Source organism: Streptomyces sp. NPDC050422 (genome assembly GCF_044458665.1).
In the GTDB taxonomy this organism is placed as follows: domain Bacteria; phylum Actinomycetota; class Actinomycetes; order Streptomycetales; family Streptomycetaceae; genus Streptomyces.
This window is the reverse complement of record NZ_JBITIE010000025.1, coordinates 14,639-33,936: the sequence shown is the minus strand read 5'-3', so window position 1 is coordinate 33,936 and position 19,298 is coordinate 14,639. Positions and strand designations below refer to the sequence as shown.

The following is a 19,298-nucleotide window of genomic DNA, read 5'->3' as shown; positions in this document are numbered from 1 at the left end:
CGTTTGCACCGTGGACAAGAAGAACGCTATGCGCGCCGGCGCCGTCGCTGCCGGAACGACGCTGATGATGCTGCTGATGTCGTCCCCCGCGCTCGCGCTCACCCGCGACGACGGCGACGACCCGGGTCCCGGCCTGAGCGTGATCGACACGATCGGTCTGTTCGTCGTGGCGCCCATCGCCCTGTTCGCGGTCATCGCGGGCCTGGTCATGGTCCTCGACAAGTCCAAGAAGCAGGCCTAGTCCCCCCGGACATCCCGGGTGCGCCGCCGGTACCGACGTGCCGAGCGGCGCATCCGCATGTCCGGACCCGGACACGGCCCCGGGCGCTCCGGTAGGTTGCGGCCATGATCGAGTGGGACGTCAAGAAGCTCCGCATCCTGCGCACCCTGCACGACCGGGGCACCGTCACCGCGGCCGCCGAGGCGCTGCTGATGACCCCGTCGGCCGTCTCCCAGCAGCTCTCCAACCTCTCCAGACAGCTCGGCGTACCGCTGCTGGAAGCGCAGGGCCGGCGCGTCCGGCTGACGGATGCCGCCCACCTCGTACTCCGCCACGCCGAGGCGGTCTTCGCCCAACTGGAGCGCGCCGACGCCGAACTGACCGGCTATCTGCACGGCGAGGCGGGCGAGGTGCGGATCGCGGCGTTCGCCACCGCCGTGCCCGCCCTGGTCGTGCCGGCCGTGCAGGCGCTGCGCGGCGAGGACCGCCCGGGGCCGGACGTACGGGTCCGGGAGGCCGAGGCGGCGCAGGCGTACGAACTGCTCGTCGCCGGCGAGGTGGACCTGGCGCTCTCCCTGGCCGCCCACGCCCCGACTGCCCGGGATCCCCGCTTCGCCGTGCTGCCGCTGCTCGCGGACCCGCTGGACGTGGCGCTGCCGGCCGGCCACCGGCTCGCCGCCGCACCCGGGCTGCGGCTGGCGGACCTGTCCGCCGAGCCGTGGATCTTCGGCGGCTCGGGCCCCTGGTCCGAGATCACCACGGCCGCGTGCGAGGCCGCGGGCTTCGTCCCGGAGCAGGCGCACAGCGCCTCCGGCTGGACCGCGATCCTCGCCATGGTCGAGGCGGACATGGGGGTCGCGCTGATCCCGCGCATGGCCTCGGCGGAGCGGCAGGGCCGGGACGGTGTGGTGATGCGGGTCCTCGAGGCGGACCGGCCCCGCCGCCATGTGGTGGCCGCGGTCCGGCAGGGGGCCGAGGACGGCCCGGCGGTGACCCGGATCCTCGCGGCGCTGCGCGAGGCGGCGAAACCGTTCAGTCTGTCTTAATGATGCATGCGAAAACTTTCGATGGACCTAACGGCTTCCGTCGTACGACAGTGAACGCATGACCTTCGAACAGAATGAGAACCACCACGAGGACCCCCACGCCAACGACGCGGCCCCGTACGGCGGTGGCGACCCGTACGCCGACTACCGCACCACCGACCTCCCCTTCACCGAACTCGTCGACCTCGCCGACCGCCGGCTCGGCGCGGGCGTGATCGCCGCCAACGACGAGTTCTTCGCCCAGCGCGAGAACCTCCTCGTCCGGGAGCGCGCCACCTTCGACCCCGAGCACTTCGGCCACAAGGGCAAGATCATGGACGGCTGGGAGACCCGCCGCCGGCGCGGCGCGGACGCCGCCCACCCGTTCCCCGCCCCGGACGAGCACGACTGGGCCCTGATCCGTCTCGGCGCGCCGGGCGTCATCCGCGGCATCGTCGTCGACACCGCGCACTTCCGCGGCAACTACCCGCAGCGCGTCTCGGTCCAGGCCGCGTCCGTCGAGGGCTCGCCCGGCCCCGCCGAACTCCTCGCCGACGACGTGAAGTGGGAGGAGATCATCCCGCCGACCCCCGTACGCGGCCACGCCGCCAACGGCTTCGAGATCACCGGCGGGCGGCGCTACACCCACCTGCGCCTCTGCCAGCACCCCGACGGCGGCATCGCCCGCCTCCGCGTGCACGGCGAGGTGCTCCCCGACCCGTCCTGGCTCGCCACGCTCGGCACGTTCGACCTGATCTCGGTGCTGAACGGCGGCAGTTACGAGGACGCCTCGGACCGCTTCTACTCCTCGCCGACCCAGATCATCCTGCCCGGCACGTCCCGCAAGATGGACGACGGCTGGGAGAACCGCCGCCGCCGCGTGCGCGACACCAACGACTGGGTCCGCTTCCGGCTGCCCGCCCAGGGCGCGGTCCGCGCGGTCGAGATCGACACGGCTTACCTCAAGGGCAACGCGGCCGGCTGGATCGCCCTCCAGGGCCGCAACGGTGAGACGGGCGAATGGTTCGAGATCATCCCGCGCACCAGGCTCCAGCCCGACACCCCGCACCGCTTCCCGCTCCGCGCCCAGGCCGTCGTCACCCACGTCCGCCTCGACGCCTTCCCCGACGGCGGAGTGGCCAGGATGCGCCTGCACGGATCGTTGACCGAGTCCGGCACGGCCGAACTGGCCCGCCGCTACGAGGAGTCGGGCGCTTAGGTCCTGTCTGGAGTTCCCCCGCGGCGTCACGGCGTCCGGTGCCGTCGCCTCCGGCGTTGTCGTCAGTCGCCGACGCTCCGCGTCGACTCCCTCCTCCGCCTTGGATCCGACGGCACCGGACGCCGCTCCTTCTCCCGCGCTGGAACTCCAGACAGGACCTAAGACTGTCCCGCCCCCGCGAACTGCCGCCCGGCGAACGGCTGAGCCCTGCGCCCCGTTCGCCGGGTGGTTCACCAGGCTTTCCGCCACACACGTGAGCCCGGACCGGCGACGCCGGTCCGGGCTCACGTGTGTGTTCGGCGAAACCGTCAGAGCAGGGTGTTGTACCCGCTGATCGTCGACGTATCGCCCGCGCCGGTGACCTTGACGCGCGCCGCGTACGGGGCCGTCGCGCTGCCGGTCGCCCGGTAGAGCCACAGCACGCCGGACTTGTCCTGGACGACCAGGTCGGCGCGGCCGTCGTCGGTCAGGTCACCGGGCGAGGTGATCGAGCGGTACGCGCTCCAGCCCCCGCCGACCCTGGTCCGGGCCGCGAACGGCGTCGCCGCCTTGCCGGTGCCCTTGTACAGCCAGAGCACCCCCGAGGTGTCGCGGGCCAGTACGTCCGCCCTGCCGTCGCCCGTCACGTCGCCCGCGCCGGTGAGCTCGTTGTAGACGCCCCAGCCGCCGCCGACCTTCGTCCGCGCGGCGAACGGGGCCGTGTTGTTGCCCGTGCCCTTGTACAGCCACAGGACACCGGACTTGTCTCGGGCCAGCAGGTCCGCCCTGCCGTCGGCCGTCACGTCCGTGACACCCGCCAGCTTGTTGTACGCGTTCCAGCCGCCGCCGACCTTGGTCCGCCCCGCGAGGGTGTTCCAGTCGCCGGTCGTCCGGTAGTGCCACAGCACACCGGACGTGTCCCGGCCCACCAGACCGCCGCCGCCCGCCTGCACGGTGACCGGGGCGAGCTTGGTGAGCTGGTTGTAGATGTTCCAGCCGTGGCCGACGATCTCGTCGGAGTCGCGGAAGGGCTGCGAGGCGCTCCCGGTCCCGTAGTGGGAGCGGAGCAGCCCGTCCTTGCCACGGGCCAGGAGCAGATGGTGCGGCCTGACCGGGTACGGGCTGTCGATCACGAAGCTGCTCGACGTCTCCGGGTTGTGGGTGCCCCAGTTGTAGACCTCGTACACCGCGGCGGCATCGACCTTCCACGCGGCCGTCTTCGCCCCCGCACTCAGCGTGTAGTCGATCGTGACGTCGCCCGGCGTGACATCGCAGTAGATCTCGCCGTAGGCCAGCGATCCCAGCGTGTGGTCACAGCTCGTGTTGTCGCCGCGCGAGACGGAGTCGATCCTGATGTCGGCCTCGGACTCCTCCCAGCCGCGCTGGCCCTCCGAAGGGGCGAACATGATCGAGAGACGCCCCGTGTCCACCGCGTGCACGGTGATCGACTGGGTGACCGAACCGCCCGCCTTCAGCGTCGGCGTGTTCAGCGCGAGCGTGTTCTGCGCGACGTGCTCGGCCGACCTGACCGTGACGGTGCGCGCGGCGTGCAGACCGTCCTCGGAGAACGTCGCCGCGGTCTGGGCCTCCTTGACCGCCTTGTCGACGTTCGTGCCGCTCGGCGCGTACGCCAGCCCGACGTAGGCGGTGGTGCCGTCCGCCGCCGTCGCCGTGGCGGAGACCTCCGGATAGGAGACGTCACCGTCGGCGTTGCAGAGGAAGACGCCGACCGTGCTCGCCTTCCTGCAGTTCGAGTCGAGCGAGACCTCGAGCCCCGCCGGCACGCCCCCGGCGGCCCAGGAAGGGTCGTTCAACTGCTTCTTGCTCAAGGCGTAGACGAGTGTTCCGTCGGCCTCGTTGTACCAGGATTCCGGACCGAGATCGGCCCTTCCCTCGCCCGGCATGAGCGTCCAGTCGCGCCCCATGTCAAAGGCGAAATCGTCGGCCGCGGCGGCGGGCACGGCCCCCGCGAGAGCGCCGGCGGCAAGAAGCGCCACCGAGCCCGAAACGGCCAGGATTCTTCGCATTTCAGCATCCCCCCGAATGAAGGCGGCAGCTCGACTGCCGCAGAAACGCCAGGTACCCCCATGTCGTGCCCGGAACCTACACCACAGGGTCACACCACCTTTACCGGGGCCTCTTCGGCCCAACGCACGGCGGGGGCGGGTGTCTTGGACACCCGCCCCCGCCGCCCGTACCCACCTACGCGGTCGCCGCCTCCGCGTCCGCCGCGCGGGCCTTCAGCGCACGCTCCACGCCCGACCGGGACTCCGACATCAGCCGCCGCAGCGCGGCACCGGGCTCGGCCGAGGCCAGCCAGGCGTCCGTGGCGTCCAGGGTCTCCTGCGAGACGTGGAGCGCCGGGTAGAGACCGATGGCGACCTGCTGTGCCATCTCGTGGCTCCGCGACTCCCAGACGTCCTTCACCGCGGTGAAGAACTTCTCGGCGTACGGGGCCAGCAGCTCGCGCTGGTCGGTCTGGACGAAGCCGCCGATGACCGCCTCCTGGAGGGAGTTCGGCAGCTTGTCGGACTCGACGACCGAGGCCCACGCCTCCGCCTTCGCCTCCTGGGAGGGCCGCGCCGCCCGGGCGGCCGCCGCGTGGCGCTCGCCCGCCGCGGTCCGGTCACGCGCGTACTCGGCGTCGATCTCCTCGTCGTCCAGCAGACCGGTGGCGGCCAGCCGCTCGACGAAGGCCCAGCGCAGCTCGGTGTCGACGGCCAGGCCCTCGATCGACTCGGTGCCGTCGAGCAGCGCCTGCAGCAGGTCGAGCTGCTGCGGGTTACGGGCCGTGGCCGCGAACGCGCGGGCCCAGGCCAGCTGGTGGTCGCTGCCCGGCTCCGCCGCGCGCAGGTGCGCGAGCGTCGCCTCGGTCCACTGGGTCAGCCCGGCCTCACGCCACTCCGGAGCCGCGTACAGGTCCAGCGCCATCTTCACCTGACGGTGCAGCGACTGGACGACGCCGATGTCCGTCTCCTTGCCCACCCCGGACAGGACGAGCGAGAGGTAGTCGCGCGTGGCCAGTTCGCCGTCGCGCGTCATGTCCCAGGCGGACGCCCAGGACAGGGCGCGCGGCAGCGACTCGGTGAAGTCGCCCAGGTGCTCCGTGACGACCCGCAGCGACTCTTCGTCGAGGCGGACCTTCGCGTACGAGAGGTCGTCGTCGTTGAGGAGGATGACGGCGGGACGCGCGGCGCCGGCCGGGAACGGCACGGTGGTGCGCTCGCCGTCGACGTCCAGCTCGATCCGGTCGGTGCGGACCAGCTTCCCGGCCCCGTCCAGATCGTAGAAACCGATGGCGATCCGGTGCGGGCGCAGCGTCGGTTCGCCCTTCGCCCCCGCGGGCAGCGCGGGCGCCTCCTGGAGCACGGTGAACGAGGTGACGTGGCCGTTCGCGTCCGTCTCGATCTCCGGGCGCAGGACGTTGATGCCGGCCGTCTCCAGCCACGCCTTCGACCAGGTCTTCAGGTCACGTCCGGAGGTCTTCTCCAGCGCGCCCAGCAGGTCCGAGAGGCGGGTGTTGCCGAAGGCGTGCGCCTTGAAGTACGCCTGGACGCCCTGGAAGAACGCGTCCATGCCGACGTACGCCACCAGCTGCTTCAGGACCGAGGCGCCCTTGGCGTACGTGATGCCGTCGAAGTTGACCAGGACGTCGTCCAGGTCACGGATGTCCGCCATGATCGGGTGCGTCGAGGGCAGCTGGTCCTGGCGGTACGCCCACGTCTTCATGGAGTTGGCGAACGTGGTCCAGGAGTGCGGCCACTGCGATCCGTCGGCGTACGCCAGGCAGGCGATCGACGTGTACGTGGCGAACGACTCGTTCAGCCACAGGTCGTTCCACCACTCCATGGTGACGAGGTCGCCGAACCACATGTGGGCCAGTTCGTGCAGGATCGTCTCGGCCCGCGTCTCGTACGCCGCGTCCGTCACCTTGGAGCGGAAGACGTACTGGTCGCGGATGGTGACCGCGCCCGCGTTCTCCATCGCGCCCGCGTTGAACTCCGGGACGAAGAGCTGGTCGTACTTGGCGAAGGGGTACGCGTAGTCGAACTTCTCCTGGAACCACTCGAAGCCCAGCCGGGTCACGTCGAAGATCGCGTCCGCGTCGAGGTACTCGGCTAGCGAGGGGCGGCAGTAGATGCCGAGCGGGACGGACTGGCCGTCCTTCTCGTAGCTGCTGTGCACCGAGTGGTACGGGCCGACGATCAGGGCGGTGATGTACGTGGAGATGCGCGGCGTCGGCTCGAACGCCCAGATGTCGTCCCTCGGCTCCGGCGTCGGCGAGTTGGAGATCACGGTCCAGCCGGACGGGGCCTTCACGGTGAACCGGAAGGTCGCCTTCAGGTCCGGCTGCTCGAAGCTCGCGAAGACGCGGCGCGCGTCCGGGACCTCGAACTGGGTGTACAGGTAGGCCTGCTCGTCGACCGGGTCGACGAAGCGGTGCAGGCCCTCGCCCGTGTTGGTGTACGAGCAGTCGGCGACGACCTTCAGCTCGTTGGAACCCGCCACCAGATGCGCCAGCGCGATCCGGGAGTCACGGAACACGGCCGCGACGTCCAGCGCCTTGCCGTTCAGCTCGACCTCGTGCACCGCCGGGGCGACCAGGTCGATGAAGGTCTCCGCACCGGCTTCGGCGGAGTCGAAGCGCACGGTGGTGACGGACCGGTAGGTCCCACCCTCCTGCGCTCTGGAGAGGTCGAGATCGATCTCGTACGCGTCCACGGTCAGCAGGCGCGCCCGCTCCTGTGCCTCTTCGCGGGTCAGATTCGTGCCAGGCACGCGGTCATCTCCTTGATATGTGATGTTTCCGGTCATCCTTCCACGTGACCCGCACCCAGGGCGATGTCCATTTTCCGCCGGACCGCGCCGGTGGGGCGGGCCATTCTCGTCATATGACCAGTTACGAGGCACGCGCGATCGACCAGGCCGCGCTGAAGGAACTCCGGGACACGGACGACGCGGGGCGCCCCTGCGTCCCGTACACCGCCACGGACGCGGGCAGCCCGCTGCGCTGCTGCCTGCGGGGCAACGAGGTGGGGGAGGAGATCGCCCTCGTGTCGTACGCGCCGCTGCGACGCTGGGCGGCGGCCACCTGGGCCCGCCCGGGGGCGTACGACGAGGAGGGCCCGGTCTTCATCCACGCCGAGGTGTGCGACGGGCCCGCGGCCGGCCGGCCCGGCTATCCGTTCTCGCGGGCGGGCGCGCTGCGCACCGTCCGCCGCTACGACGCGGACGGTCACATCGTGGGCGGCCGCCTGCTGGAGATCCCGGCGGACGAGGAGCGGGGGTACGACGAGGTCTTCGCGGAGGCGTTCGCCGACCCGGAGGTGGCGCTGGTGCACGTGCGGGCCGTGGAGTACGGCTGCTGGCACTTCGAGGTACGGCGCCCCTGAGCACCCCCGGGGCTCCGCCCCGGACCCCGCTCCTCAATCTCCCCCCAGACTCCGTCCGGGGGGACTCCAGGGGCTTGATTGTGCCCCGCCGCAGGGAATCTCAAGCCCGCCGCGTGGAATCTCAAGCCCGCCGCGCGGAATCTCAAGCCCGTCCGGCGATTGAGGACAAAAGGGGGCCCGGGGGGCTTGCCCCCGGTTTCGGGAAGGGGCGGGGAGGGGACAGCTCCGCGCAGCGGCACCGCACCCGCAGCGGCACCGCACCCGCAGCGGCACCGCACCCGCCCCGCACGGCGCCCCGCCCCGCCTCCCCCCGGCGTCAGCCGGCGAGCTCAGCCGCCACCAGCTCCGCGATCTGCACCGCGTTCAGCGCGGCGCCCTTGCGCAGGTTGTCGTTGGAGACGAACAGCGCAAGACCGTGCTCCACGGTCTCGTCGACGCGGATCCGCCCGACGAAGGACGCGTCCTGGCCGGCCGCCTGCAGCGGGGTCGGGATCTCCGAGAGCTCGACGCCGGGGGCGTCCTTCAGCAGCTCGTACGCGCGCTCCACGCTGATCGGACGGGCGAAACGGGCGTTGACCTGGAGCGAGTGACCGGAGAAGACCGGGACGCGGACGCAGGTGCCGGACACCTTCAGCTCCGGGATCTCCAGGATCTTGCGGGACTCGTTGCGGAGCTTCTGCTCCTCGTCCGTCTCGAAGGACCCGTCGTCCACGATGGCACCGGCCAGCGGCAGCACGTTGAAGGCGATGGGGCGCTTGTAGACGGCCGGCTCGGGGAAGTCGACCGCTCCGCCGTCGTGGGTGAGCTTGTCGGCGTCGGCGACGACCTTGGACGCCTGGCCGTGCAGCTCGGCGACGCCGGCCACTCCGGAGCCGGACACCGCCTGGTACGTGGCGACGGTCAGCGTCTGGAGACCGGCCTCGTCGTGCAGCGGGCGCAGCACGGGCATGGCGGCCATCGTGGTGCAGTTCGGGTTGGCGATGATGCCCTTGGGGCGGTTCGCGATCGCGTGCGGGTTGACCTCGGAGACGACCAGCGGGACCTCGGGGTCCTTGCGCCAGGCGGAGGAGTTGTCGATCACGACGGCGCCCTGTGCGGCGACCTTCTCGGCGAGCGCCTTCGACGTCGAGCCGCCGGCCGAGAACAGCACGATGTCCAGGCCCGTGTAGTCGGCCGTGGAGGCGTCCTCGACGGTGATGTCGGTGCCCTCGTAGGCGATCGTGGAGCCCGCGGAGCGTGCGGAAGCGAAGAGGCGCAGTTCGGCGACGGGGAACTTCCGCTCGGCCAGGATGCTGCGCATGACTGTGCCGACCTGACCGGTGGCGCCGACGATTCCGACCTTCACGGGGACTCCTTCAGACATACGAACGGGCACGGTTGCCGCTTCATGATGCGTATGTCCACGGCTTCCTTGTCCAATCCATTGTCCGACCTGCGGACACGTGGCGCGCAGCACAGTGGGGCGGGCGCCCGTTGGGCACCCGCCCCACTGTCGTGCGGATCACATATTCAGCGCGATGCGGTTACGGCGTGACCTTCTCGATCACGACGCTGCCGGTGCCCGCGGCGGTGCCGCGCGCGTTCACCAGCTGGACCTCGCCGAAGAACTGCCGGCCCTCGGGGGCCGCCCCGGCGACCGCGACCTCGGCACCGACCTGGGCCGATGCGCCGTTGGCCAGGTCTACGGCCTTCGACTCGTCGACGTTGATCTTGCCGAGCGACGGCGAGTAGTACACGTCGCGGTAGTCGTACTCGGTGGTGCCGGCCGGGACGTCGTAGCCCTGGATGACGACCGTGTAGGTGCCCGCGGCGGGCTTCACCAGACTGACGGTCTCCTCGGATCCCGCCGTGGTGGAGGAGCCCACCTCGTCCCCGCCCTTGTAGACGTACAGGTCCAGGTCGGCGTTGGCGTCCGAGGTGGAGCCGATGGCGACGTCCAGCTTCTCGACGCCCTCACCGATGGTGACCTCCTTGACGTACTCGCCGCCTGTGGAGATCGACGGACGCTCGACGTCGGCCGAGCCCAGCGAGCCGCCCTTGAGCTTGCCCGTCAGGTCACCCGCGTTGTTGGTGACCGTCCAGTTCACCGCGGCGGGGGTGCCGATCTTCGCCTCGGCGATGGTCTGCACCGCCGGGTCGAAGGTGGCGCCGAGCAGCGAGACGTCCAGCTTGTACGGGTTGTCGAGCAGCGGAGACGTACGGCGTGCCTCGACCTCGATCTCCCAGACACCGGCCTGCGGGTCGGCGTACGAGCGCACGTCGGGGCGGCAGGTGTTGGCCGGGTTCTCGTAGTTCGGGTAGCAGAACGGCGTCCCGCTGTCCTCCACCGCGACCCCGTACGGGTGGATGGAGATGAAGCGGGTCTGGCTGCCCGAGCGCAGGGCGCTCATGGCGACCTCGAGGGTCTTGGAGCCCTCAGGCACGTTCACGAAGTACGACGTGGTGCCGTTGCGCTGCACCGAGCCGGACGCCGTGTACGCGTAACCCGGCTTCACCAGGTCCTTGGCGACGACGACCGTCGTCAGGATCTGCTGGTCCACACCGGAGGTCTTCGCGTCGTCGAGCTGCAGGATCGCGCTGTGCACGCCCGCGCTTCCCGGCTTCGCCTGGACCTTGACCGTCACCGGCTTGCCGAGCGGCAGCGAGACGGTGCTCGGGCCGGTCAGCTCGAAGGTGCCGTCGTCGTACTTCCACGACAGCTTGTGCTTGACGTTCTTGTCCGGGCCCGTGGTGCGGGTGACCGTGACGTCGTACGACTTCTTCTGGCCGGCCTTGAGGCCGCCCTCGCGGTCGTACAGGCCGGTGCCGAAGCCGGGGGTCTTCAGCGCGAAGTCGATCGCGGTGTCGACGGGGGCCTTGACCGTGTACTCGTGCGCCGGGGCGCCCTTCTTCTGGATCTGCTTCCAGGCGCCGATGATGTTGATCAGGCCGGCACCCTGGGCGTGCGCGGGCACCCCCTTGATCTGGGTGGCGGTGCTGGTCAGCGCGGTGCGCAGGTCGGCCGGGGGTACCTCGATGTGCTTCTGCTTCGCGGCGGAGAGCAGCAGCGCGGTCGCGCCGGCGGCCTGCGGGGAGGCCATCGACGTGCCCTGGAGCATGGAGTAGCCGGCAGGGAGGGAGTAGCCCGCCTCCTTGACCGGGCTGCCGGGCAGCCAGGTCTGCGTCGAGTTGATCGACGCGCCGGGAGCCGTCAGGGTCGGCGTGAAGCCGCCGTCCTCACGCGGTCCGCGCGAGGAGAACGGAAGCATGTCGTACTTCTTGGTGACGCCGGAGCCGTAGTTGGCGGCCCAGGTCTCCTTGGAGATGGACGCACCGACCGAGATGACGTGGTCGGCGAGACCGGGGTCACCGATGGTGTTGACGCCCGGACCGTCGTTGCCGGCCGAGATGACCAGCTGGACGCCGTAGATGTCGATGAGGCGCTTGTACAGCTCCGAGCGGGCGTTGTTGCCGTCGTTGAGCGGCGGCAGTCCGCCGATCGACATGTTGACGACGTCGACACCGCGGTTCACGACGAGGTCGATCATGCCCTCGGTGAGCGCGATGTTGGTGCAGCCGCCGGACCAGGTGCAGGCGCGCGAGGAGACGATCTTCGCGCCGGGCGCGGCACCGTTCATCTTGCCGCCGAACAGGCCGTTCGCCGCGGTGATGCCCGCGACGTGCGTGCCGTGCTCGGACTCGATGACACCGATGGACACGTAGTCGGAGGTGTCCCCGGCCGCGTTGTACACGACGCTCTTGCGGGTCTCGACGACGAACGGGATGCGCTCGACGACGTCGGTCCGCGGGTCGTCCGTGCCGAAGTAGGAGACCTGGTGCTTCTCCTTGTACGGCTTCAGGACGGCGTCGTCGGAGAAGTCCGCGTTGTTGTTCAGGTCCACCCGGGTGGTGCCGGTGACCGGGTCGTACAGGACGCCCCACGTGTCGGTGGTGTCACCGTCGCGGTTGAGGTCGCCCGCCATGTCGCCGCCCTTGGTGGCGGACTCCTTGAACACCTTGATCCGGTACGAGCCCTCGGGGGCCGAGTAGGTACGGCCCTCGTAGGTGAACGTCGGGCCGGACACGGCGTCCGTCATCCGCAGCCAGGTGCCGTCGCCGTCACTGACCGGGTCGGTGGCCGTCACCCAGTCGGTGATCTTGCGCTCGCCGGTGGTGGTCTTCTGGAGCGCGGGGTGCGCGATGTCGACGCCCGCGTCCAGGACGCCGATGGTGATGCCCCGGCCGTCGGCCTTCGGGTGCTGCTTGACGAAGTCCACCGCGCCCGTTTCGAAGGACGGGTTGTACGGGTTCTTCGCCGGGGTCTTCTTCCCGGGCGCCGGGTAGGTCCCCGTCGACTTCACCGCTGCGCGGCTGCCGGTCGCCCGGTCGGCCGTGGGCGTCGGGTCGTCCAGCATGATCTCCTGCTTGAGATCGATGCCGTGGACGGAGGCCAGCTTCGAGGCGGCCTTGATGGTGGCCTCGGCGGCAGCGGTGGGCACGGTCGCCCGCACATAGCCGAGCTTGTCGTACGAGCGCCCCAGCACGGAGCCCTTGACGGCGTCCAGTTGCTTGCTGACCTGCTCGGTCGCACCGGGGGCGGTGGCGACCATCATCGTGATGTTCTTCTCGCCCTTGGCCCTGGCCTTGGCGAGAACATCGGCGTCGGCCGTGCCGAGCTTGTCCGCCGGGCTGTCGCCGGCGGCGGCCTTGACGGGGGCGGTGCCCGGGTCGTCGGCCGCGAAGACGGGGGCGGCACCGGTGGCGACCAGTGCGGCCACCAGTCCGGCGGCGGCCGCGACGCGGGCCACGCGTCTCGCCCCGGGTATGTAGCTGGGGGATTCGGAGGTCATCAGCATCCCTGTATGTGAAAGAGAGAGTCCGGAAATCGGTACCGGATGACCGCTCACCCTTTCGTAAATGACAGGGGTTTGTGGAGAGTTGTGAGGGGCTAGTTGTGTACATGGCGGACTTCCGCCAGTGGGGCCGAAGCGTCACATGGGACGAAACGGCGGATACGTGGCGTGCGGAGGTGCCTCACCGGGGCAGGATCATCACGTACGCGGCCGGTTCGCGGTCGGCCGCCGCCATCAACGCCGTCCGGACCACGGCCGCCTGATGCTCCCGGGTGTCCCGCAGCTTTCTGGGAGTGAGGTGGACGACGGTGACGCCGAGCCGCTCCAGGTGCTCACGCCGGGCGGAGTACGCGGACCACTCGGCCTCGTGCTCCTCCTGACGGGGGCCGTCGTCGAGCCGGCTGTGCCGCGGGGCCCTGGTGTCCAGCTCCACGGCGACCGCCTCCTCGGGCCAGTAGGCGTCGACCGCGCCCAGGTGCGGGCCGCCGGGCAGTCGCAGGTCCACGTTCCACAGCGGCTCCGGGAGCCCGTGGGTCCGCACCATGTCGTACAGCCGTTCCTCCGCCAGCGCCCGGCTCTCGGCGAGCAGCGAGTCCACGGCGTTCACCACCTGGGGGCGGTCGAGCACCTTGGCGCGGTTCAACTCCCCGACCACGACGGCCGGTTCGCAGTGGCCGCCGCGGACCGCCTCGGTGAGCAGCCGGCGTACCGCATGGGCGTCAGCGAGCCCGGCCACGGCGTCCGCGAGGGCGCGGGCCACCGGCGCCACGGGCATCCCGTCCACCTGTTCCGGCCGTGGCAGCTCGGAACAGCGCACCAGACGGACATAGCGGACCGACCGCAGTCGGCGGACGCGGGGCACCAGCACCTCGACGCGGTCCGTGGAAAGGGTGGGGGGCGCGGCCGCGAAGCCGTACAGCGAGAGGGCGGCCAGCCCGGTGATCATCGCCTCGCCGTAGCCGGGGTCCGTGCCGCCGCCCGCCTGCGCCGGTACGGTCCGCCGCCCGGAGGCCGGTGGCCGTCCCGCGTACAGCAGGGCCGACCGCAGCCGCTCCCGGCCGCCGATCGGTCCCGGGTGCAGGACGAAGACGCCCGGCAGCGGCTGCTGCCACGGGCCACCGTCCCGGCACTGCGCGGAGGCCTGTGCGGAGGAGACCCCGCGGGCCTTCAACTGAGCAGCGGACATGACGCGTTGCCGGACATCGGAGGTGATGCGGAGCTGGCAGGGAGAGAGCGGGGTGTTCTGGTTCATGCTCCGGTGTATCCCGCCGGCGGCGGGGCACTTAACCCCTGTTACATGCCCGTCGACATTCCAGGACAACGCCGTCCTAAAGTACGGACGTTCGACAGCCGAAAAGGGCTGACCCGCCGGGGATTGCGAGCCTGCCGCCGGGGGCGCACCGCCGATCCCACGCGCCGCACGCGCACGCCTCACCCCGCCCGCCCGGCAAACCCCGCCCGGCAAACCTGCCTCACCCGGCAAACCCCGCCCGCCCGGCAAACCTGCCTCACCCGGCAAACCCCGCCGCCCGGCAAACCTGCCTCACCCGGCAAACCCCGCCGCCCGGCAAACCTGCCTCACCCGGCAAACCCCGCCCGTCCGGCGTTTGAGGACGGAACCCTCGCCGTGGTGCCGGGCACCCTGACGGGAAGGTCACGCCGGACGGGCCGGCACCGAATCAGACGGCTACGCCGTCACACGCCTGGGCGCGCAGCCCCCGGGCCAGGTCGTCCCGCGCCTCCAGCACCAGCCGCCGCAGCGCCGGCGCCGCATCCGCGTGCGCCGTCAGCCACGCGTCCGTCGCCGCCACGGTGGCGGGGTCGTCCTGAAGGTCCGGGAACAGGCCCTTCACCACGGCCATCCCGATCTGGATGGACCGCTCGGCCCACACCCGCTCGATCACCTCGAAGTACTTGGCCGCGTACGGCGCCAGCAACTCCCGCTGCGAGGACTGCGAGAAGCCCAGGATCGTGGCCTCCACCAGCGCGTTGGACAACGCGTCCGACTCCACGACGCCCGCCCACGCCTGCGCCTTGACGGCGGCGGAGGGCCGCGAGGCCAGGCAGCGCACCTGGTGCCGCTTGCCGGATGCCGTGTCGTCGCGGGTCAGTTCGGCGCCGATGGCCGTCTCGTCGGCCACGCCGTGCGAGGCCAGCGGCGACAGGAACGCCCACCGGAGCTCCTGGTCGACGTCGAGCCCGTCGATCCGGGCCGTGCCGTCGAGCAGCCCGGACAGCAGCTGGAAGTCCGTGTCCGAGGAGGCGACCGCGGCGAAGAAGCGGGCCCAGGCCAGCTGGGGCTCGCTGCCCGGCGCCGCGAGCCGCAGCTCGCGCAGCGCGCCCTCGGCCAGTGCCCGGCCGCCCTCCTCGCGCCACGACGGGGCCGCGTAGTGCACCAGTGCCGTCTGCGTCCAGGCGTGCAGCATCTGCAGGACGCCGATATCGGTCTCCCGGCCGGAGAAGGCCAGGACCAGCGAGACGAAGTCGCGGGCCGGCATCAGCCCGTCCCGGGTGAGGCTCCACAGCGCGGACCAGCACAGTGCCCGCGCGAGGGGGTCCGTGATGTCTCCCAGGTGGGCCCGGAGCGTGGCCAGCGACACCTCGTCGAAGCGGACCTTGCAGTACGTCAGGTCGTCGTCGTTGACGAGGATCAGCTCGGGCCGCTCGGCCCCGGCCAGCTCCTTGATCACGGTGCGCGGCCCTGCCACGTCGGCCTCGGCCCGGGCGTAACGCACCAGGTCACCGTCGGGCGTGCGCCGGTACAGGCCGACCGCGACCCGGTGGGGCCGCAGCTCCGGGTGGGACTCGGCCGCCTCCTGGAGGACCGCAAGCTCGGTGATCCGGTCCGCGGCGTCGTAGGTCGCCACCGGGGTCAGCGAGTTGACGCCGGCGGTCTGCAGCCAGGAGCGCGACCAGGAGGTCATGTCCCGGCCGGACGTCTCGGCCAGTACCGACAGCAGGTCGCCCAGCCGCGTGTTGCCGTACGCGTGCTTCTTGAAGTAGCGCCGCGCGCCCTCCAGGAACGCGTCCCGCCCCACGTACGCCACCAGCTGCTTCAGCACCGAGGCGCCCTTGGCGTACGTGATGCCGTCGAAGTTGAGCTTGGCGTCCTCCAGGTCACGGATGTCGGCCGTGACCGGGTGCGTGGACGGCAGCTGGTCGGCGCGGTAGGCCCAGGCCTTGCGGTTGTTCGCGAAGGTGATCCAGCCGTTCTTGAACCGGGTGGCCTCCACCATCGCGAAGACGCCCATGAAGTCGGCGAAGGATTCCTTGAGCCACAGGTCGTCCCACCACTGCATGGTGACGAGGTCGCCGAACCACATGTGGGCCATCTCGTGCAGGATGACGTTGGCCCGGCGCTCGTACGCCGCCTGCGTCACCTTCCCGCGGTAGATGTACTCCTCGCGGAACGTGACACAGCCGGGGTTCTCCATCGCACCGAGGTTGTACTCGGGCACGAACGCCTGGTCGTACTTGCCGAACGGGTACGGGTAGTCGAAGTTGTCGTGGAAGAAGTCCAGACCCTGCTTGGTGATCAGGAAGACGTCGTCGGCGTCGAAGTGCCGGGCGAGCCCCTTGCGGCACATCGCGCCGAGCGGGATGTCCAGCGTCGTGCCGTCATCGAACGTACGGCTGTAGGAGTCGGTCACGTAGTGGTACGGACCGGCGACGACCGCCGTGATGTACGTCGAGATCGGCTTCGTCTCGGCGAAGCGCCACACCCCGCCCTCGCGGGACTCCTCGGCCCCGTTGCTCCAGACCGTCCACTCCTCGGGGGCCGTCACCTGGAAGCGGAAGGGGGCCTTGAGGTCGGGCTGCTCGAAGTTGGCGAAGACGCGCCGCGAGTCCGCCGGCTCGTACTGGGTGTAGAGGTAGACCTCGCCGTCCTCCGGGTCGACGAAGCGGTGCATGCCCTCGCCGGTCCTGCTGTACGCGCACTGCGCGTCGACCACCAGGACGTGCTCGCCCTCCGACAGATCGGCCAGGGTCACGCGCACCCCGTCGAAGACGGCCGCCGGGTCCAGCGCCGTACCGTCCAGCGTCACCGCGTTCACGGACGGGGCGATCAGATCGGCGAAGGTCGACGCACCGGCACGCGCCGAGCGGAACCGGATCGTCGTCACCGAGCGGAAGGTCCGTGGACCGGCTCCCTGCTCACCTTCTCCGTCGGGCCCACCGACCGCGGACCGGACGTCGAGGACGACGTCGTAACCGTCGACGGTCAGCAGCTCGGCCCGCTCATGGGCCTCGTCGCGGGACAGGTTCTCACCAGGCACGAGCACACTCCTTTGTGTCACCTTCGAATATTTTGATCCTCCCATGCCGTCTTCCGGCCACGCGTTCGGGAATGGCGGAAGCGCCCGGCGGTGTTCTCGGGCACAGGATGCGATCGGTCCTCATGAGGAGAGAGATGTCTGACAACAGCACGGTGACCGGCAAGACCCCCGCCGATTTCTGGTTCGACCCGCTCTGCCCCTGGGCCTGGATGACCTCCCGCTGGATGCTGGAGGTGGAGAAGGTCCGCGACGTCGAGGTCCGCTGGCATGTGATGAGCCTGGCCGTGCTCAACGAGAACCGGCTGGACGAGCTGCCCGACGAGTACCGCGACCTGCTGGAGAACAAGGCCTGGGGCCCGGTCCGCGTGGTGATCGCCGCCCAGCAGAAGCACGGCGACGACATCGTCGGCCCGCTGTACACGGCACTCGGCACCCGCTTCCACAACCAGGGCGAGGGCCCCACCCGCGAGGCGATCGAGGGTGCGCTGAAGGACGTCGGCCTGCCGGCCGAGCTCGCGGATTACGCCGACTCCGACGCGTACGACACCGAGCTGCGCGCCTCCCACCAGGAAGGCATCGACAAGGTCGGCCAGGACGTCGGCACCCCGGTCATCGCGGTGCCCGGCGCGGACGGCGAGCAGATCGCCTTCTTCGGCCCGGTCGTCACCCCCGCCCCGAAGGGCGAGGAGGCGGCGAAGCTCTGGGACGGCACGCTGCTGGTCGCGTCGATCCCGGGCTTCTACGAGATCAAGCGGACCCGCACGCAGGGCCCGGTCTTCGACTGACCGTGTGCGCTGCGGGGCCGGTCCCCGGCCGGCCCCGCAGCCCCGCCCCTCACCCGTACAGCGCGTCCAGCTCCGGCAGCCGCAGCGCCACCCGCTCCGCGTCGTCGAAGTCGAAGTCCCACTCCGGGTCCAGCGCCGGGTAGTCGATCGTGAACGATTCCTGCGGCAACTCCTCGCCCGTCGCCTCCCGGTAGGCGTCCCACGCCACCCCGAGCACGTCCTCGCACTCCAGGTCCACGCCCTCGGTCGCCGCCGCCCTGACCGCCGGCAGACCGGCCAGCGCGTCCGGATCGGCCACCACCCGCTCGAACACCTCCCGGCCCTGCGCTATCAGCCAGCCCCGGAAGTAGTCGAAACCGTCGTCCGAGCATCCGCCGTTGATCGTGTAGGCCGCGGCCCAGAGCGGCGCCCGGTAGGAAGCCGCCATCAGGTCCCACACCAGCTGTTGCGCGGCGAGGATGTCGTCCGCCGGCCGCTCCGCGAGCAGCGCCGCCACCCGCCCGGCCACGGCCTCGGCGTCGGCGGGGTCGACGACCAGGGCGCGCGCGTCGTCGATCAGCTTCCAGAAGTCCTTGGTGTCCATGGGACGAAGCATGCGGCAGAGGTCTGACATCGACCTGAGGACGTGGGGACGTGGGGACGTGGGGACGTTGGTACGATCACCCGCCCGGTGTCGGTGACCTGCCGGTGCGGCGGCCACCACCCTCCGGAGAGACCATGCGGCGCGCCCTCGTTCCCCTCGTGTTCGTCGCGGCACTGCTGTGCGCCGGGTGCTCCGACGGATCCGGACCGGCCGAGGCCGAGGCCTCGGCCACGGCCGAGCCGGCGGCAGTCGCCGCCCCGGAGGTCGACTACGGGGCCGCGGTACGTACTGCGGTGGCGGCCATGCAGAAGAGCAGCGCCCGGATCGACGAGGAGATCCTGGTGGGGGGCGGGACCGATGGCGGGACCGATAGCTTCGTCGTCTCCATCGACGGCGACTTCGACTGGGCCGGCAACCGCGGGCGCCTCGGTGTCGGTCTCAGCAGCCCGGACAGCCCCGGCAAGAAGTCGCCCCGGGTGGACGAGATCTTCCACGACGGCACTGTCTACGTCGGCGGGTTCTCCGAGTCGAAGGGCCGCTGGGGGTCGATCCGCCAGGACCGTGCCGAGGCCCATTACCTGCTGCGCGCCCCGGTGAACGACCCCCGGCACGTCCTGGAGCAGGTGGCGCAGATGGGTGAGGTCAAGTACCTCGGCGAGGACCAGGTGGACGGCATGGGCGCCGACCACTACCGCGGAGAGCTCGGCTGGGAGACCGTCACCCTGCGGATGGCGAAGGACGTGCGCGCCCAGGCCGACGTCCTGCAGGAGATGCTCGGCTCGATACCCGTCCACGCGGAGGTCTGGGTCGACGGGAGCGGCCGACTCGTGCGTACCCGGCTCGACTGGATAACGGGGGAGGTCGGGAGCACCGTGGCGACGATGAACCTGACGGACCATGGGAAGACGGTCCGGACGGCCGTGCCCGCAGGGGGCGTTGTGCCCGTGCCGACCCTCAGCGGTCCGCTGGCCGGCTGATCCGTACC

General features: G+C 70.8%; 13 protein-coding genes. 6 read left to right on the top strand and 7 right to left on the bottom strand.

Annotated features, from left to right (window positions below):
• Window positions 1-10 precede the first annotated feature (10 nt).
• The 3 genes from ACIBJG_RS32685 (at window position 11) to alc (ending at window position 2,464) form a co-directional block, all read left to right on the top strand.
• Window positions 11-241: a hypothetical protein gene (locus ACIBJG_RS32685; protein WP_326736202.1), complete on the top strand. Its 231-nt coding sequence runs from the start codon at window positions 11-13 to the stop codon at window positions 239-241.
• Between the two features lie 104 nt (window positions 242-345).
• Window positions 346-1,266, top strand: coding sequence for a LysR family transcriptional regulator (locus ACIBJG_RS32680; RefSeq protein ID WP_399313082.1), 921 nt, complete (start codon window positions 346-348; stop codon window positions 1,264-1,266).
• A gap of 58 nt (window positions 1,267-1,324) precedes the next feature.
• Entirely contained in the window at window positions 1,325-2,464 is a 1,140-nt protein-coding gene (alc, locus tag ACIBJG_RS32675; protein ID WP_399313080.1) for an allantoicase, read from the top strand.
• A 308-nt stretch (window positions 2,465-2,772) separates the two neighbouring features.
• On the opposite strand, the gene ACIBJG_RS32670 is transcribed toward alc, so the two are convergent.
• Together ACIBJG_RS32670 and pepN (ACIBJG_RS32665) are read right to left on the bottom strand one after the other, a co-directional pair.
• Window positions 2,773-4,470: an FG-GAP repeat domain-containing protein gene (locus ACIBJG_RS32670; RefSeq protein ID WP_399313078.1), complete on the bottom strand. Its 1,698-nt coding sequence runs from the start codon at window positions 4,468-4,470 to the stop codon at window positions 2,773-2,775.
• A 175-nt stretch (window positions 4,471-4,645) separates the two neighbouring features.
• Window positions 4,646-7,222: an aminopeptidase N gene (pepN, locus tag ACIBJG_RS32665; protein WP_399313076.1), complete on the bottom strand. Its 2,577-nt coding sequence runs from the start codon at window positions 7,220-7,222 to the stop codon at window positions 4,646-4,648.
• Between the two features lie 113 nt (window positions 7,223-7,335).
• Between pepN (ACIBJG_RS32665) and ACIBJG_RS32660 the strand changes: the two genes are divergently transcribed.
• Window positions 7,336-7,836 carry a DUF1203 domain-containing protein gene (locus tag ACIBJG_RS32660; RefSeq protein WP_399313073.1) on the top strand — a complete coding sequence of 167 codons (501 nt, stop codon included), beginning with the start codon at window positions 7,336-7,338 and terminating at the stop codon, window positions 7,834-7,836.
• A gap of 316 nt (window positions 7,837-8,152) precedes the next feature.
• Here the strand turns inward: ACIBJG_RS32660 and ACIBJG_RS32655 are convergent, their stop codons facing one another.
• From ACIBJG_RS32655 to pepN (ACIBJG_RS32640), 4 genes are all read right to left on the bottom strand, one after another.
• The gene (locus ACIBJG_RS32655; RefSeq protein WP_326736196.1) at window positions 8,153-9,181 is read right to left on the bottom strand and encodes an aspartate-semialdehyde dehydrogenase; all 1,029 of its coding nucleotides are present in this window, start codon (window positions 9,179-9,181) and stop codon (window positions 8,153-8,155) included.
• A 178-nt stretch (window positions 9,182-9,359) separates the two neighbouring features.
• On the bottom strand, window positions 9,360-12,671 hold the full coding sequence (locus ACIBJG_RS32650) for a S8 family serine peptidase (RefSeq protein WP_399313071.1): 3,312 nt from the start codon (window positions 12,669-12,671) through the stop codon (window positions 9,360-9,362).
• Between the two features lie 178 nt (window positions 12,672-12,849).
• Window positions 12,850-13,920 (bottom strand): hypothetical protein, encoded by a 1,071-nt coding sequence (locus ACIBJG_RS32645; RefSeq protein WP_399313069.1) that lies wholly within the window; start codon window positions 13,918-13,920, stop codon window positions 12,850-12,852.
• A gap of 427 nt (window positions 13,921-14,347) precedes the next feature.
• Entirely contained in the window at window positions 14,348-16,945 is a 2,598-nt protein-coding gene (gene pepN / locus ACIBJG_RS32640; RefSeq protein ID WP_399313067.1) for an aminopeptidase N, read from the bottom strand.
• Between the two features lie 134 nt (window positions 16,946-17,079).
• Between pepN (ACIBJG_RS32640) and ACIBJG_RS32635 the strand changes: the two genes are divergently transcribed.
• Complete coding sequence (locus ACIBJG_RS32635) at window positions 17,080-17,730, top strand: DsbA family protein (protein WP_399313065.1); 651 nt, start codon at window positions 17,080-17,082, stop codon at window positions 17,728-17,730.
• Window positions 17,731-17,779: 49 nt separating this feature from the next.
• Here the strand turns inward: ACIBJG_RS32635 and ACIBJG_RS32630 are convergent, their stop codons facing one another.
• Window positions 17,780-18,313 (bottom strand): DUF4240 domain-containing protein, encoded by a 534-nt coding sequence (locus tag ACIBJG_RS32630; RefSeq protein WP_399313063.1) that lies wholly within the window; start codon window positions 18,311-18,313, stop codon window positions 17,780-17,782.
• Window positions 18,314-18,447: 134 nt separating this feature from the next.
• Here ACIBJG_RS32630 and ACIBJG_RS32625 point away from each other — a divergent pair, with 134 nt between their 5' ends.
• Window positions 18,448-19,290: a hypothetical protein gene (locus tag ACIBJG_RS32625; RefSeq protein ID WP_399313062.1), complete on the top strand. Its 843-nt coding sequence runs from the start codon at window positions 18,448-18,450 to the stop codon at window positions 19,288-19,290.
• Window positions 19,291-19,298: the final 8 nt, after the last annotated feature.

Coding starts and splice junctions, on each gene's coding strand:
- ACIBJG_RS32660 (WP_399313073.1), top strand. CDS start 7,336: ATGACCAGTTACGAGGCACGCGCGATCGACCAGGCCGCGCTGAAGGAA.
- ACIBJG_RS32645 (WP_399313069.1), bottom strand. CDS start 13,920: ATGAACCAGAACACCCCGCTCTCTCCCTGCCAGCTCCGCATCACCTCC.
- ACIBJG_RS32635 (WP_399313065.1), top strand. CDS start 17,080: ATGTCTGACAACAGCACGGTGACCGGCAAGACCCCCGCCGATTTCTGG.
- ACIBJG_RS32630 (WP_399313063.1), bottom strand. CDS start 18,313: ATGGACACCAAGGACTTCTGGAAGCTGATCGACGACGCGCGCGCCCTG.
- ACIBJG_RS32670 (WP_399313078.1), bottom strand. CDS start 4,470: ATGCGAAGAATCCTGGCCGTTTCGGGCTCGGTGGCGCTTCTTGCCGCC.
- ACIBJG_RS32680 (WP_399313082.1), top strand. CDS start 346: ATGATCGAGTGGGACGTCAAGAAGCTCCGCATCCTGCGCACCCTGCAC.
- ACIBJG_RS32625 (WP_399313062.1), top strand. CDS start 18,448: ATGCGGCGCGCCCTCGTTCCCCTCGTGTTCGTCGCGGCACTGCTGTGC.
- ACIBJG_RS32650 (WP_399313071.1), bottom strand. CDS start 12,671: ATGCTGATGACCTCCGAATCCCCCAGCTACATACCCGGGGCGAGACGC.
- alc (WP_399313080.1), top strand. CDS start 1,325: ATGACCTTCGAACAGAATGAGAACCACCACGAGGACCCCCACGCCAAC.